The sequence below is a fragment of the Gammaproteobacteria bacterium genome, from assembly GCA_029882975.1.
Taxonomy (GTDB): Bacteria; Pseudomonadota; Gammaproteobacteria; order SZUA-152; family SZUA-152; genus JAJDNG01.
This window is the reverse complement of the sequence record JAOUJW010000004.1, coordinates 25184-39079: the sequence shown is the minus strand read 5'-3', so window position 1 is coordinate 39079 and position 13896 is coordinate 25184. Positions and strand designations below refer to the sequence as shown.

The 13896-nt window shown below is 50.7% G+C and carries 14 protein-coding genes; all 14 read right to left on the bottom strand.

Annotated features, from left to right (window positions below; genetic code table 11):
* Positions 1 to 44 precede the first annotated feature (44 nt).
* Positions 45 to 455, bottom strand: a complete 411-nt coding sequence (locus tag OEY58_04295) for a hydrogenase expression/formation protein (GenBank protein ID MDH5324663.1) — start codon at positions 453 to 455, stop codon at positions 45 to 47.
* A 72-nt stretch (positions 456 to 527) separates the two neighbouring features.
* Positions 528 to 995: a HyaD/HybD family hydrogenase maturation endopeptidase gene (locus OEY58_04290; protein ID MDH5324662.1), complete on the bottom strand. Its 468-nt coding sequence runs from the start codon at positions 993 to 995 to the stop codon at positions 528 to 530.
* A 156-nt stretch (positions 996 to 1151) separates the two neighbouring features.
* Positions 1152 to 1760 carry a V-type ATP synthase subunit D gene (locus OEY58_04285; GenBank protein MDH5324661.1) on the bottom strand — a complete coding sequence of 203 codons (609 nt, stop codon included), beginning with the start codon at positions 1758 to 1760 and terminating at the stop codon, positions 1152 to 1154.
* Positions 1744 to 3147: a V-type ATP synthase subunit B gene (locus OEY58_04280; protein ID MDH5324660.1), complete on the bottom strand. Its 1404-nt coding sequence runs from the start codon at positions 3145 to 3147 to the stop codon at positions 1744 to 1746. The genes OEY58_04285 and OEY58_04280 overlap by 17 nt, the downstream gene beginning before the upstream one ends.
* Entirely contained in the window at positions 3137 to 4990 is a 1854-nt protein-coding gene (locus OEY58_04275; protein ID MDH5324659.1) for a V-type ATP synthase subunit A, read from the bottom strand. The genes OEY58_04280 and OEY58_04275 overlap by 11 nt, the downstream gene beginning before the upstream one ends.
* Positions 4991 to 5006: 16 nt before the next feature.
* Entirely contained in the window at positions 5007 to 5660 is a 654-nt protein-coding gene (locus OEY58_04270; GenBank protein ID MDH5324658.1) for a hypothetical protein, read from the bottom strand.
* Complete coding sequence (locus OEY58_04265; protein MDH5324657.1) at positions 5657 to 5953, bottom strand: V-type ATP synthase subunit F; 297 nt, start codon at positions 5951 to 5953, stop codon at positions 5657 to 5659. Before OEY58_04265 ends, OEY58_04270 begins: the two co-directional genes overlap by 4 nt.
* A complete protein-coding gene (locus OEY58_04260) occupies positions 5953 to 6306 on the bottom strand; it encodes an ATP synthase subunit C (GenBank protein ID MDH5324656.1) in 354 nt (117 codons plus the stop codon). Before OEY58_04260 ends, OEY58_04265 begins: the two co-directional genes overlap by 1 nt.
* Positions 6293 to 8182, bottom strand: coding sequence for a hypothetical protein (locus tag OEY58_04255; GenBank protein ID MDH5324655.1), 1890 nt, complete (start codon positions 8180 to 8182; stop codon positions 6293 to 6295). The genes OEY58_04260 and OEY58_04255 overlap by 14 nt, the downstream gene beginning before the upstream one ends.
* Positions 8179 to 8946 carry a hypothetical protein gene (locus OEY58_04250; GenBank protein ID MDH5324654.1) on the bottom strand — a complete coding sequence of 256 codons (768 nt, stop codon included), beginning with the start codon at positions 8944 to 8946 and terminating at the stop codon, positions 8179 to 8181. The genes OEY58_04255 and OEY58_04250 overlap by 4 nt, the downstream gene beginning before the upstream one ends.
* Positions 8943 to 9446, bottom strand: coding sequence for a hypothetical protein (locus OEY58_04245; GenBank protein ID MDH5324653.1), 504 nt, complete (start codon positions 9444 to 9446; stop codon positions 8943 to 8945). The genes OEY58_04250 and OEY58_04245 overlap by 4 nt, the downstream gene beginning before the upstream one ends.
* Before the next feature lie 22 nt (positions 9447 to 9468).
* Positions 9469 to 10467, bottom strand: a complete 999-nt coding sequence (hypE, locus tag OEY58_04240; protein MDH5324652.1) for a hydrogenase expression/formation protein HypE — start codon at positions 10465 to 10467, stop codon at positions 9469 to 9471.
* Positions 10464 to 12755: a carbamoyltransferase HypF gene (gene hypF / locus OEY58_04235; protein ID MDH5324651.1), complete on the bottom strand. Its 2292-nt coding sequence runs from the start codon at positions 12753 to 12755 to the stop codon at positions 10464 to 10466. Before hypF ends, hypE begins: the two co-directional genes overlap by 4 nt.
* Positions 12752 to 13894 carry a hydrogenase formation protein HypD gene (gene hypD / locus OEY58_04230; protein ID MDH5324650.1) on the bottom strand — a complete coding sequence of 381 codons (1143 nt, stop codon included), beginning with the start codon at positions 13892 to 13894 and terminating at the stop codon, positions 12752 to 12754. The genes hypF and hypD overlap by 4 nt, the downstream gene beginning before the upstream one ends.
* Positions 13895 to 13896: the final 2 nt, after the last annotated feature.

Genomic DNA, 13896 nt, shown 5'->3' with positions numbered 1-13896 from the left:
TGTTATCCTCCGCTCGTTCAGCTCAGGAATATGTGTACGGCCGACTAACTGCAAACACCAGAATGCAGTTTCGTTAATGACTCCTGCACATCCATAAGTTGGGTTTCGACAATTTCCGGTACCAGTGCCATTTCCAGTAATTCTGATACCAAACCTCCGCCAGGCTCATAGTGGCGCACCCACCATACCCCGGATACGGCCGTTTCCAGAATGGCCGTTTTACCCAACACACCAATATCCACGCGCACCTCACCCTCGCCCAGAATTTGCTGCAGCACCTGCCTATCATTTGGTGTTAGTGGTAAATGCGTGAGGTCAATACAGTGGGTTACTCGCAGATCCAGCAACGACTGCAATGCCCGAGTAATCTCCTGTAACAACGATTGAATCCAAGGTGAATATACGGGAACGGTGGTCTCGTGAATGGTCAATCCGGGGGGGTATGTTGTTGCCATTTAATCGCTCCACGATATCCTTGCACTCTTTGTTGACCCTTTTGTCCTTATTTTGTCCTTATTTTTTCCCTGCTATTGCTGCCAATACTTTACCAGTTTAATAACCGAATTCACCGCAGCGGGTAATGCCTCCTGCAGCACCCCACTCAATTTTTCGCTCCAGTCAATGACAGCAGGCTGAATTCCCACTAACGCTCTTTTTTCAGGCATTCGGTTGGTCAGCCGCAACACGTCAAACATATCCAGCAGGCTGAGATCATGAACACTACGATGGCTGCATTGGTTAAGAAATCGATCGATCTCTTCACCTATGAATGTTTTATGGTTACCGGGTTGTTGCTGCAGTTGCGCAGCATCGAGCACAATGAGTTGCTCGTGTGTGGCTACGGCTTCCGCCAAAGTAAAACTGAGGGTTCCACCATCCACACAATGAATATGTTTCGGACAAGTGGGAAGACTTTCCAGGTAGCGCACAGCATGAACACCGACGCCTTCGTCCGCCAGTAATGTGTTGCCGATCCCGAGTACCAGGGTACTCATAACACACCACACCCTTCAATAAATCGGTTTGCCAAGTATAACAACCCTACTGTGCACATTGATTGCTCATATGCACACTATTATAAGTGTAAACCAAACCTACAATTTGTAATTGATTTTAGTCAAGGGAGTCGTCAGCCGTTTGACCACCGCCGCTTAGTTCCGATAAAAATGCGCCCGGACAATTTCTTCCTGCTCCTGTTCCTCCAGCGCACCCAGCAGTTCACGCAACCCTTGTTTCATTTCCGGAATAATTACATTTTCCAACGCCCTGGCGCGACGTTCGGTGCGACTGTACTCCTGCATTAAACGATAGAGGTTCCCTGAAACGCCCGCAAGAACACAAGCTTGATGCACTAACCGGGTAAAGACTTCGGTACAATGCTCCGCCTCAGGTGAGAGATGATTTTGGGCCTTTTGGTAATCCCTTTGGGATAATAGCAAACGAGTTTGTGTCAGAGTTATACCAATGAATGGCAACCTGTCCAATTCAACCCGGGCATCTTCCAAATAGTCAGCGGGATAAACCTCCGTTCCCTGCAAGCCATGGCGCTTCACACATTGCAGCAATGCCAGTTCCGCCTGCTCCCGGCTGATATCGTAGTGCTGACGTAATTGTTCATAGTGCTTCATTTGCCGCAGCAATTCAGCGGCCAATAGTAAGCGTTTTTCATCTAAAAAATCGTATGCCTCCAGTACAACCTGCTGCTCACGACGTAGTTCCATGACTTCCGACAGGGTCGCCGCTCTATCCCGTTGTGGCATGTTGCGCCTCCCTGCCGCGGATATACCGGTCAATCTGCGAGTCACTCAAGCGGGTTAATTCAGTGATGGGGATGGTCTGCAATAAACGCCAACCCAAATCCATACTTTGTTCCAGGGACCGGGCTTGTTCCTGTTTGATAAACTCCATCTCAAACTGTTCTCCAAACGCCAAATACAGTCGATCGGTATCGGACAGACCTTCTTCACCCATCACACTGGCAAGCAAACGCACATGCACCGAACGTGCAAAAGAAGCGTACAATTGATTGGCCAAAGCTCCATGATCGGCGTGGGTAAAACCTTTACCGGTGCCATCTTTCATCAAACGCGACAAACTGGGCAATACCTTGACCGGCGGAAATACATTGCGTCGATCCAGTTCTCTATCCAAAACAATTTGGCCTTCGGTAATGTAACCGCTGAGATCCGGTATAGGGTGGGTAATATCATCTGCCGGCATGGTCAAAATCGGTAATTGAGTCAGCGTACCGGATATCCCCTTAATGCAACCGGCCCGCTCGAAGATTGCCGCCAAATCCGAATACATATACCCCGGATAACCCTTACGGCCCGGTACTTCGCCATGACTGCTGGAAACTTCCCGCAGTGCTTCACAATAATTAGTCATGTCGGTCATAATGACCAAAACATGCATATCAAGGGAATATGCCAGATACTCCGCGGCAGTTAATGCATAACGAGGCGCCAATAGCCTCTGGGTACTGGAATCAGACGCCAAATTTAGAAATAACACCGTGCGTTCCAATGCGCCGCTGTTTTCCATAGATTTTCGAAACTGATCCGAAACATCATGAGAAACACCGATGGCGGTAAAAATAACAGCAAACCTACCGGCAGCCTCACCTCGCAATCGGGCATATTGGGCTATCTGAGTCGCCATACGATCATGGGGTAGTCCGCTGGCGGAGAAAATCGGTAACTTTTGTCCTCGAACCAAACTGTTGAGTAAATCGATGGAAGATATACCGGTTTCGATAAAATCCGTCGGTTTTCTGCGTGCCACCGGATTGATTGGCAAGCCGTCAATACGCAATCTCTGTTGTGCGGAAATGGGAGGCCCCTGATCCAAGGGACGACCCACCCCGTCCAAAACTCGCCCCAATATGTCCGGTCCAATATTAAAATGCAATGGCTCTCCTTCAAACCGCACCCGAATATTGTGCAAGGACAAACCCGTTGTCGACTCCAGAACCTCTATGATCAAGTGCTCATGATCCAGGGACGCCACCCTTCCCAAACGACGGTGACCATCATCTCCGATCACTTCTACCGCATCATTCAATCCGGCATCCACAGTGCGTTTCAGAAACAACAATGGCCCATCAATTTTTTCCACTGTATTGCTGCTGTACACTTCACTCTTCATGGGACGATTCCTGTTGCGGCAGGGTATTTACAGTATTGTCGCCGGCAACCTCCCGGTCGTATTCCCTGCGACTCATTAGTTGTGAAAACACCCTTTCCATTTCGTTGTTCAAGAGACCAAAGCCCGGCAAATCATCCTCTCCGATTTCCTCGCCCATTCGACGAATGCGCCTCAATATAGGAAGAGAATGAATGCTCTCCATGCTCACCTGCTGTTGCACCGCGTTGGATGAAAGCTCAATGAAGCGACTCAATAACTGCATCATTAGTACTTGTCGTTCCGGCGAACAATAACGATCTTTTTCTGAAAAAGCGGACTGACGTAAAAAAGCTTCATTGACCAGATCGGCACATAAGAGAACATGTTGTTGGCGCGGTGGCAGAGCGTCGACTCCCACAATACGCGCCATTCGTTCCAAATGGGTTTGTTCCTCCAACAAAGTCAAAAACTGCTTTCTTTGAACCAACCACTGGGAATGATTGTGTTGTGTCCAAAAGGATTCCAGGTCCTCCACATCTCCGGAGTAGGACTGTAGTGGATGAATGGCTGGGTAAAACCGCGATTGGGCACGAACCGAATCCAACACCCAAAACACTCTAACGTAGCGCTTAGTGTGGGTGGTTACCGGCTCTGAAAAATCACCGGAGGGGGGACTGACGGCTCCAATCAATGTCACCGAACCCACTTTTCCGCACAATGCTCTCACATGCGCCGCTCGTTCATAAAAATCCGCCAGCCGGCTACTGAGATAAGCCGGATACCCCGACTCACTGGGTATTTCACCCAGGCGCCCGGAAACCTCTCTTAGTGCCTCCGCCCAACGGCTGGTGGAATCTGCCATCAGCGCCACCCGCAATCCCTGATCTCGAAAATATTCCGCGACTGTTACCGCGGTATAAACACTGGCTTCACGAGCTGCGACAGGCATATTGGATGTATTGGCAATAATCACCGTACGCTCCATCAATGAACGACCGGTACGTGGGTCTGTCAAGTTCGGTAGATCCTCCAGCACACCGGCCATTTCATTACCCCGCTCACCGCACCCGACGTAGACGATAATGTCGGCGTCACACCATTTGGCGAGGGTTTCCTGTAATACGGTTTTGCCGGTACCGAAACCTCCCGGCATGGCGGCACGCCCACCACAAGCCAGTGGAAATATGGAATCCAAAATTCTTTGCCCGGTAAACAGTGGACCCCAAGTGGCTATTCGCTTAGTCACTGGACGGGGCTTACGAATCGGCCAAAGGTGACTCATGCTAACACTATGCTCCAATCCATCCACATTTTTTATTCGGCAAACTTCGGCATCATCCGCATAGGAACCGGCTTTTGCTATACTGACAACTTCACCGCACACATCAGGTGGAAGCAAACAGCGCTGTGGAAATCGTCCCGTCTCCCTGGTCATACCAAATATGGCTCCATTTTGCAGTTTCTCACCCAAACCGACTCTGGCTTCAAACTCAAAATGTAAACTGGTTTGCCGGTACATGCCTCTGCGTACAAATCTCTTTGTATTCCCAAGGGGTCGCAACAATCCATCATAGATATTCCCCAACAAACCCGGCCCTAGTTTTACAGCCAGCGGCGAGCCGCTTCCCACAAGCGCATCACCAGGACGTAAGCCGGTGGTATCCTCATACAACTGCACGACAATTTCATCATTGTGGAGTCGAATCACTTCACCCAGTATTTGGTGCTCCCCTACATAAACCGCCTCATTGATATGAAAGGGTAGATCTGTGTTCGCCCGCAACACAGGACCGCTGATCCAGCGAAGGGTCGCTTTGTTTTCTACGGTGGAATGTCTTTTGCCAGAGTCAAAGTGTTCCATCATAAAATCTCATTTCCAGCTATAAACCTATATTCTGCCGATACACAGCGAGAATCTGCGCTTCGATCTGCAGCCGTGATGCCAACAAACCTTGTAGGCTGCCATCCACGCCGGCTCCATGCCCATGAATTATGAGACCTGCCTGCAAAGTTGCCACTTCTTCAATCTGCGGTTCTGTACCTGTTAAACTTAGAACGGTTTTACTGACATGCGTACGTTCCTGAGAGTGAAAACCCGGAGCAAACTGCATGAGCCACTGAGTAGACAATAAGCTGTTGGCCGCAGTATGCACTACAGCATCAATCCATTGTTGTCGACTTTGTTCCTGTTGCCAACGTTGTATTAGCGCGCCGGGAAGTAGGGCCCACACTCTTTCCAGTACCCGGGCAACCGTGGCGTATTCCTGGTGTTTTCGAATTCTAAGCTGCTTGGTCATAATTCGGGCCGACTCGGATTTCAAGAAATCTCGACTGTTGCGAATTTCTTCTTTAAGGCGTGCTCTTGCAGTTTCATACGCTTTGGAAATAACCGCTCTCGCTTCTACCGTATCCTGCTCAATGCGTTCCTGGCAAAGCTTGTTCTGATAAGTCTCCACAACTTCCATAAGGCGCATCATCTGTGCCTCCACAATACTGGAGGGAACAGATCGGTGCGGCTCTTTCTTCCGGTTCATTCCAATACTCCTAAACGACTTCTGAGCTGAGATAACAAGTCGAACCCACTTTGCAAAGAACGAATTTCGGGCAACATTACAACCGGCGGATAAAGTCTGCTAAGATAGCCCTGTAGTTCTGCCTCCGTCAGCTGCATCGCCATGGTTTCACTTAACATCACCAGGGATGCGTTGTCGCAGGCCCATGCCAGGGTTTGAGCCACGTCCTCACTTTTTGGCGTGCGAATCCGTACCCCTGCTAAACGGAAACCCGCTGCACTGATTTCATCGCCTATATATACCGGAGCCGGCATTACAGCACCCGATTCAAAATCAGAATAGAAATAATGAGCCCATAGATGGCAATCCCTTCCGCCAATCCCACAAAGATCATTACTCTGCCAAACAATTCCGGTTTTTCCGCTAATGCACCTATGGCAGCACTACCTACTGCTGCCACCGCGTAACCGGCCCCCAGTGCCGCCAATGCAGTGGACAGCGCCGCAGCCAGGAAACCCCACTTGACAATGTCGGGATCCATGGGCGCCGTCCCATGTGCAGTTGTTTCCTGAGAAAACACCGGCCCCACCCACAGAAACACCATCAGCAGCGTCGCCAACAATCCGACAATGACGCTTAACACGATGATCACTCTATTTGATTTCATGCTTTTCTCCTGCTGATTTATCAACGTGATGTAACGGCGCTCTCAAAGGCTGAAACAAGCGGCCGCTGCCACGTAAAAACCGAATAAAGAATTCAAACAGAACCAAACGGGTAGTTTGTATTGAAACCACCAACCCTTCCAGAACAATGATAAAAATATTCCCTATCACAGCGATCATTGCGGCAAATAAACTGTTATCGACGATCTGCATCAACACGATAACCGCCACTGACAATCCGGCATGAGCCAATGCAAAAGCACCTACACGAATAAAGGACACGGTATTGATAATGAGTTGGAACATACTTTCCAGCAATTGGCCCACTGCAGTTGCCAGAGTTTTTAATACAGCAGTTGTCGCTACAATCACACTACCCGAAAAATACCATACCGCACTGACGACAAAGAACCAGGCCGCTGAATCATTAACAAATGACGCCAGTGCACTTAAATACATAAACACCACTGCAGCTTCCACCAATAGCCAGCGACGCATTTCACCACGCCAATAGGATTGAATTCCGTTCAACATCAAACCGATTAAAAGAATTGCTATACCGCCCCCCAGGGGTACGAATAAGACCAACAACGGTTCATGCACCGGACTGACCCACAGGGGCTCGATCCATCCTTCAAAGGCGAACACACTGCCAAACGCAAAACCAAACAGCATTGAAACCAAACCACAGGGAATCAACATTTTAATGACCGGATACTGCTTTTGAAAAAATACACCAATCAAAAATAGCACTACACCATGCCCGACATCCCCGAACATATATCCAAACAGAACGGGAACCATCAGGGCGACCAGCATTGAAGGATCCAATTCATTTTCACCGGGAGTACCAATCAAAGCCGCAAATATTTCAAAAGGTTTGGACCAACGAGGATTACGCATTACCATCGGAGCCTGCAGATCTTGTGGCGGCTGCGGGTAATGAACTACCGCTCGAACCGACAATTGTTCCAGAATTCTGTGGATTTCATTCTCACTGACATCGCTGGTCCACCCCGTAATCCAAGCGAAGTTTTCAGATACCGGTAAACTGGTAATATGAGTTATAAACCATTCAATTTGTCGAATGTTACCCAAAGTTTCCCGCAATTGATGTTCTTGCGCCACAGAAACCAAGCGGCTATTCAGACTTTCTATCTTGGCTGTAATATCCAAAAACCGTTGTTGAATCTGCTCCATTACCTGCTCCCCGCCCCCGTGTAGCCAATTCGGCAGCACTACGGCTCTTCCTTTGTTAAGCAGCATATCTCTTTGCAGCGACTCCATATTCTCTTCACTCCCAACCGCAAGAAGAAATAAGCGAGTTGGCGACTTTGCCCTGACTGACAGCACCGCCGGCGGTAAATGACTGAGATGTGTTTGCGCAGGCAAGACATACAATCTTGCTCTAAGGCTTGGGCCGGCTTTAGCCAGTAAACCAAAATCCAGCCTGTTTCCACTACCCTCTTTGGAATGGCTCAAGCCTTGAGATTGTTGCCAAACCTGAAGCATCTGATTTAACAGGTTCAACTCCGTTTGCTCGTTCTCCAGCTGTTCCAGTTGCGCAATCAATGCCTCGGCATCTTGCGTCCAGATACGCAGTGTTTTCAAGGCTTGATCCATACGTTCACCAATCTCCCCAGGGACCTCCGTTGGGTACAGGTCCTGAGCCGGCCAGTAAAGCTGATAACGTCTGGCCAGACGATTGTATTCCTCCATACGGTCGCGCAAGTCCGGAATCGCTGCATGGCGGGTTATTTCACTGGTGATTTCCAATTGTACCTTGCCGCTTCTAGCCAACGCGTCAACCACCTTGAGCAAGTCCTCTTTTGCCACCAAAATCTCAAACCAACGCGTTGAAGTGGAACGCAAACTCATAAGTGTTCCTTGATATGTGCGAACAAACTTCGGGACACAATATCACCGCGCAGCCGTTCCAAATCAGCCGCAACCAGCGCTAAATGTATAAATAGCGCAACCGGCTGAAAAGTGTATCGATGAAACATATGCGTCAGTTGTTTGAACAACGCCTCTCGTACGGACCCTGCTTGTGCAGGGTCGGATTGCGCAAAATGCTCCTTGTGTTCCTGCAACACATTAACGAATGCTTGAACCCCCTCATTACTTCGGCTATCGAGCTGCGGCATAAGGTCGTACCAGTGGTATAGCCAGGCCTGAGTTAGTGTCATTCCGCCCTGCCACCCTTCTAACAAAGGGCGAAATGGCAAGTGACTCAATGCTTCGATTCTTTTGTCCATGGTGACGCTCCCGGCCGCTTGCAAATCCGACTGGTTCAGCATCCATTGTGGAGCGGTCCGTCCATCCAGCAAGAACTGCACAGAGGGTATTTCGGTGAGTACGCACACCCAGAGTACAGCATCTCTCCAGACAGGTATCCAACGGGCAAGTTGTTCAACATAGTACTTGTATTGATTAAGCAAGGCCGATTCCATAACGTGAGCAGGATCACCGGCATGCAGTGCCAATACCCAGGGCCTGAGTACCGTTTTTCTCGCACTCAATAAATACACCGACAAATCCGTTTGCGCCTGCAATTGTCGCCATACCGTTTCATCGGGTCGCATACCCTGCCTTGCATACAAACGGCTTTGAACATACGCGTATTTTGCAGGCGGGTTCATGATTTCCAGCCGGTTTTGCCTGGGGTACTCAGAAGCTCGGCAATGACCTGAGTCACCCGAGTTAGTACTTGTTCGTCCACGGATAAAGCGGGATCCTGAAGCTCCCCCCTTTGATGTTTGATCTGCGTTTTCGCATCAGTGACAGCGCGACGGCAACGTTGGTGCACCCAACTAATCCGGGCACCGGCCCTGGCGGCAATAACATTGGCCTGTCGACGCGACTGTTCCAGATTCTGCTGCGATTTCAGATAGCAATCGCGGACAATTTGCTCAGCTTCACGTTCAGCCAACAAGACGCGATTGATGGCCTGCTCCACACTCAAGTCAGTATTGTCCGTCAGCGCAGTTCCTTGACTATTTGTAGAGGTCGGATTTGTCAGGGTGGAACTTATTTGGATAGTGGTAGACAATGGATTGGTTACGGATGGCTTCGTTGGATCCGATTCCCCGGGCGATGCGTTCTCATGCATCTGCTTAGTCGTATTTGATTGATCCGCCATAACCGCTGCTCCCAATTCACGTTCAACATATCCTCGGCAAAGGATCATCCTCCAGTTCTTCGAGAAACCGCTCACCCCCTAAAGTGGTGATTAATCTGACATGATGAGAATTCGAGTCTATGGTCCCAATAATTTGCGCGGATTCGCCCTGAGGTAACTCACGCCACAAGTTTAGCGCCGTAGCCGCGCTTGTCGCTGCAACAACCGCCACGACACGACCTTCGCAGGCAAGGTACAAGGGGTCGTATCCTAAAATTTCGCAAACCGCGCTAACCGACTCATGGACGGGTATGGCTGATTGCTGAAGCTGCATCCCCAAGCCGGTGCCTTTCTGGATTTCATGCAGCACCGTAGCCAAACCACCTCGTGTAGGATCTCGCATGAAACGTAATCCGGGTAACGAAATCAGTGTTTCGCACAGCGGCAGTACATTGGCACAATCGGAGCGTACATCACCGCTCAAACCAAACTGTTCTCGCGCCAACATTATGGCGGTACCATGATCGCCTACCGGACCACTGACCAATATGCTGTCCCCGTCACGTATATTGTTCATTCCCAGGCACGAACCCGGAATGCGCGTACCTATACCCGCCGTGCTTAAATACAAACCTCCTGCCTGCCCACGAGGCACCACCTTGGTATCGCCACACGCAATCATCACACCGCTTTGCACCGCCGCTTGAGCCATGGATTGCAACACACGCTGTAACAACACCAGTTCCAGTCCCTCTTCAATAATAACGGACAAACTCAAATACTTTGGTCTGGCACCGGCCACTGCCAAATCATTTACCGTTCCGTATACCGCCAGGGTTCCAATATCACCCCCGGGGAATTCCAAGGGCTGTACTGTAAACCCATCAACAGTCATCATCACGCTACCCTGAATATCCGGCAGGCCAACCGCATCTGCGTCCGTGGCTAACACCGGGTTATGCAACACCGCAGCAAACACCTCCTCAATAAGTTGCCGCATATGCCGACCACCATTTCCGTGCGCCAGACTGATACGGGTCATTCTCCCCCCTCTGCAGCATCGTACTGCTTACGCCTTGCCTGTAGCCATAATCCATTGAGTTCCACAATTTGACCAAAGCTCAATCCGGCATCATTCAACGGCACCTGCTCCGGCAGATAACAACGGAAACCCTGCTCCCGTAACAAGCGCAAAGTCAGTTCAGTTAACAAACGATTCTGAAACACACCACCGCTTAAACCCACTGCAAACTCACCTCCCTGGCGACGCACCGCTAAGGCTTGCGCCACGATCGACATCCCCAGGGATTCATGAAAACTGCGCGCCCGGTCCGCCGGAGCGATGGACTCATCCATCAATAGAGGTAATAAGGGGCGCCAATCCGTCTGGAATAGACCGCCGCAATGATGCAACGGCAGGTGTAGCGCCTGCCCCCGGCCTTGTCGCGCCAGGTTTTCCAGCAGCATAGGTGCTTGTGCTTCATAGCTCGCATCTTGCACCAATCCCAGCAAGGCGGCAGCCGCATCAAACAATCGTCCCACCGCGCTGCTCTGAGGACAGTTAAGCTTTCGTTGCCAGGCTTCATAAGCTAACCCCACGTCCGTGTGATTACGCCACGTTAACCCGGCTTCCCAACACAGCGATGCGGCACTACGCCAGGGTTGCCGTGCCGCTTTGTCACCTCCGGGCAGATAAAAAGGTTTAATTGAACCTACGCGCTGCCACGCACCCGGCTCGCCTAACAAAGCTTCCCCACCCCATAAGGCGGTGTCTTCTCCCAAGCCGACACCATCCCAGGTAAAAATCAACCAACGCGATTCCGCTGCAAACTCGCCGGCCAATTGAGCTGCATGGGAGTGGTGGTGATACACGGATTGAACCGGCAATCCGCTGTTTTTCGCCCATCGGTGACTGGCATAGCCCGGGTGTGCGTCACACACGACTATCTCCGCATCAACGTGATATAGACGTTGCAGCTCGGTTATGGTTTGTTGAAACACCTCCATACTTCGAACTGAACTCAAATCACCGATGTGCGGAGAAATGAGTGCCCGCCGTCCCCATGCCAAAGCAATAGTGTTTTTACTGTGTCCTCCCACAGCTAACACCACCTGATCCAGATGAAAAGGAAGATCCAATTCCAGTGGTGTGTTACCTCGCCCCAGACGAATCGGTCTGGGTTTTTTATCAATCACGCAATACACCGGATCATCCGCCGGTCTTTGAATAGGGCGATTGTGATGCAAACAGGCATCGCAGACACTGCCCAACAACTTTTCCACCTGGAGATTTTCAGTAATAACAGGCTCACCACTAAGATTGGCCGATGTAGCCACCAAAGGGCCGCCAAACTGCTGCAACAGCAAGTAATGCAGGGGACTGTAGGGCAACATAAGCCCCACCGTTTCCAAGCCGGGAGCAATATATTTGGAAAGCCCACTGCATGACGCTTTTTGTACCAGCACAATAGGTCGGGAGATTCCCAGTAAACACTGACTCTCTACCGCAGTTACCGTAACGTGAGCCGAAAGCTGCTGCGGTAGCAGCATCACAGCCAAGGGTTTGTCCGGTCTGGGTTTGCGCTCTCGCAATGATTGCACCGCACGATCATTACGGGCATCACACATGAGGTGGTAACCACCTACTCCCTTAACCGCAACCGTTTTCCCTTGGTTAAAGGCCTCTATGCACTGACCCAATGCATGATCCCGGCGGCCTACAAGAGGAAAAACCGAATCCTTAACCGCGAACTCGATATGCGGCCCACATTGAGGACAGGCAATAGGTTCGGCATGATACCGTCGCTGCATGGGATCAAGGTATTCCCGTTGACAGAATTCGCACAAAGCAAACGCGTCCATGGTGGTATTGCAGCGATCGTAGGGCAAATCCCGAATCAGAGTATAGCGAGGACCGCAATTGGTACAGTTAATAAACGGATAGAGATAGCGGCGGTCGTGAGGATTGTACAGCTCACCCAAGCAGTCTTCACATAAAGGCAAATCCGGTACAATACCAATATCCGGGGACTGGGTAACCCGGCTGGCTCGAATGCTGAACGAATCAAATCGCTCAAGTCGTACCTGCCGGCTGCTGCAAATGTTTGCTCGTGCATGGTATGGTGCATCGCTGAGTAAATGGCGATGAAAACTTTTCAAGATACGTGCACTGGCCTCCGCATGAATGGCAACCTGCCCCATGCGATTTTCTACCCAACCGTTAACACCGTAACGCCGTGCCAAACGGTAGACAAAAGGCCGAAAACCCACCCCCTGCACATGCCCGTTCAGCAGCGTGAATCTGGCACACAACGGTTCGGAGACAGTCATGCAGATACCTCCGGCAAATCCGTCGGAGCTGTTTCTCTCACACCACCGCTCCACCAGATACGACAGGCGCCTTCGTCGGATACCATACACGGGCCTACCGGGCTACCGGGACGGCAGGCCTTTGCGTACAAGCGGCATTGGTTGGGGGCAATTTGACCCAGCACCACTCGAGCACAATCGCAACCCGGAGGCATTTGCCCGGCGCGGCGGCGCATACCACAGTCGTCGTCGGCGTATAGACGCTGCAAATAGTTGCGGAAACGAATTCTGGCGTCGAAGTGCTCATAGGCTTTTTGCAGACAAAACCCGGAACGGGAAATAGTTCCTACACCGCGCCAATTGGCATCCTTAACCGCCATCACCTGATACAAAATATGTTGCGCTTTGACATTGCCATGCGCACTCACCACCTCTGCATAACAGTTGTCCAGCATGGGTCGCCCTGCTTGGATCTGACGCAAGCAGCTGTAAAAACCGGCCAATAAACTTTCCGGAGAAAAACCGGCAACCGCACTGGCAATACCGTACTGGCGCGAAACAAAATCCCATTCCTGGGCTCCCATCACTGTTGCGACATGTCCGGGGGCAATTAATGCGTCGAATCCCGACCTTCCCGATTGTAACAACATTGACACGGCGGGCCAGGTGAGACGGCCGGATAATAGTACCGTTAAATTATCCGGCGCACCGGCACACAACATAGCGGCCACCGGAGCCATGGTGGTTTCAAAACCGGCTGCGAAAAACACCACTTCCATACCCGGATTGTGACTTGCAACGCTCAAGGCTTCCATGGGAGAAGCAATGGGTTGGATCCTGGCCCCGGCGGCTTTGGCTTGTTCCAAGGATCGACACTGACCTTTGGGTACGTTGACTGGTACACGTAACATGTCACCAAACGCCAATAAAATTATTTCCTGATGCAAAGCCAGTTGAATCGCATCATAAATATCTTCTTCCGGACAAATACAGACAGGACACCCCGGCCCCGGTATCAGCTGTATTGTTTTCGGCAGTACAGACCGCAAGCCCGCCATGGTAATGGCCCGCTCATGCCCCCCACACACATTCATGATACGTAGGGTCTGAGGCAATTGAAGTTGCCTTATTCGTTCCAACCAAAGCGACGCATTAGTCATAC